Source organism: Frankia sp. AiPs1 (genome assembly GCF_023716945.1).
GTDB lineage: Bacteria > Actinomycetota > Actinomycetes > Frankiales > Frankiaceae > Frankia.
In genome coordinates this window covers 1-1,665 of the sequence record NZ_JAMQQF010000878.1, presented here as the reverse complement: position 1 = coordinate 1,665, position 1,665 = coordinate 1, and the positions used below count along the sequence as shown (strand labels likewise).

The 1,665-nt window shown below is 74.6% G+C and carries 2 protein-coding genes; both read left to right on the top strand.

Features of this window, described 5'->3' with window-relative positions; all coding sequences use genetic code 11:
* The first annotated feature begins 3 nt into the window (after nucleotides 1-3).
* Complete coding sequence (locus tag ND748_RS31530) at nucleotides 4-522, top strand: type III-B CRISPR module-associated protein Cmr3 (RefSeq protein WP_251749941.1); 519 nt, start codon at nucleotides 4-6, stop codon at nucleotides 520-522.
* Nucleotides 523-1,665, top strand: a 1,143-nt coding sequence (gene cmr4 / locus ND748_RS31525; RefSeq protein WP_251749940.1) for a type III-B CRISPR module RAMP protein Cmr4, incomplete at its 3' end; no start/stop codon positions are given. It lies immediately after the preceding gene.

Genomic DNA, 1,665 nt, shown 5'->3' with positions numbered 1-1,665 from the left:
TAGGTGAACTGGCTGCCCGCCGAGGCGCTGACGCTGCCCCCGCCGCCCCGGCTCGACCCCGCCACACCGAACGCCGCCGCCGACGACACGGCCGAGGACACGGCCGACGACACGGCCGAGGACACGGCCGACGACACGGTCGAGGACACGGCCGACGACGCCGACGGCCGGCCGAGGCTGCTGGTCTATCTGGCGACGCCGGCGCTGTTCGCCGACGGTTGGCGGCCCCGGCCGCAGGAGATCGGCCCAGGGCTGACCCTGGTCGCGGCGTCGGTGGTCGGTCCACGGGTCATCACGACCGCCCGGCCCGACCTGGTGACCGGCGCGGTGAGCAACGGCCGACTGCTATGGGCTGCCCCGGCCGGCAGCGTCTACTACCTGCGCGCCGACGACCACCAGGTGGCGGCCGAGCTGATCCGGGCCTGTCACGGCCGCCTACTGACCGCCGACACCCCCTTCCCACAGATCGACGACGAAGTGATCACGGCGGGCTTCGGGCTCGCCCTGATCGGGAGATGGTAGATGCCTCGCGCACTGTTGTTCCTGTACGCGGAGTCGCCGGTGCACGCCGGCGCCGACACGAGTCTCGGAGCGGTCGACCTGCCCATCCAGCGGGAGGCCAGCACGCGGCTGCCGGTCATCTGGGGCCAGTCGCTCAAGGGCGCCCTACGCGCGCACGCACGCGACGCCTGGAGTGAGCGTCCGGGCCTGGTCGAGGACGTCTTCGGCTCACCGCCACCCGGCGCCGAGAGCCTCGGCGTCGAGGACACCGCCTCCGGGCGGGATGCCCGCGCCGCGAACGGGGCGCCGCGGCGCCCCGGTGCCCTTCGCCCCGGGACCCTGTCGGTGGGAGACGCGCAGCTCGTCGCGTTCCCCGTTCCGACCATCCGGGAGATCTTCGCCTGGGTGTCGTCGCCGCTGCTGCTCGGCCGCCTTGCCCGCCGGGCTGCCCTGGCCGGTTTCACGGGGATGCCGCCGCTACCGGTCGGCGACCCACCCGACGGGCCGAGCGGCGGCGAGTCGGACGGGAGGTTGGACGGCAGGTCGGTCGGCACGCAGGAGGGCCGGGTAGACGGCGGCCGGGTCGATGTCTTCGCGGCCGGCGCCGGCTGGCACGACGCCGACACCCTGGTCGGACCGTACGTGACCCGGCCGGGCGAAAACCGGGCCACCCGCCGGTGGGCCGACTGGCTGGCCGACTCGGCGCTGCCCACCGGCGAGACGGCGGGTTACTTCGCCGAGAAGATGCGCACGGATCTGCTGACGGTGCCCGACGGCGCCCTGGTCGAGATCACCCGCGAGTGCATCGAGCTGACTCCACGCGTCCAGCTCTCCGCCGAGAAGACCGTGCAGAACGGCCCGTTCTACAGCGAGTTCCTGCCGGCGGAGACCGTGCTCGCGGCGCTGCTGGAAGGCTCCGCCGACCACCTTGCGGGGCTGCGCACGCTCCTCGACGGCCAGGTGCTGCGGCTGGGCGGCAACGAGACCATCGGCAAGGGCCTGTTGTGGTGCCGCTGGCTCGCCGCGACCGACGCGCGGCCCACACCCGCCCCGGCGGCTGTGGCCACGTCTGCGTCCGCGGGACGGGGCGAACCACAGCGGGGCGGGGGCCAGCCACTGGCCACGCCGCCGGTCGACGCGCGTCCGATCGGGCCCCGTGCGGGC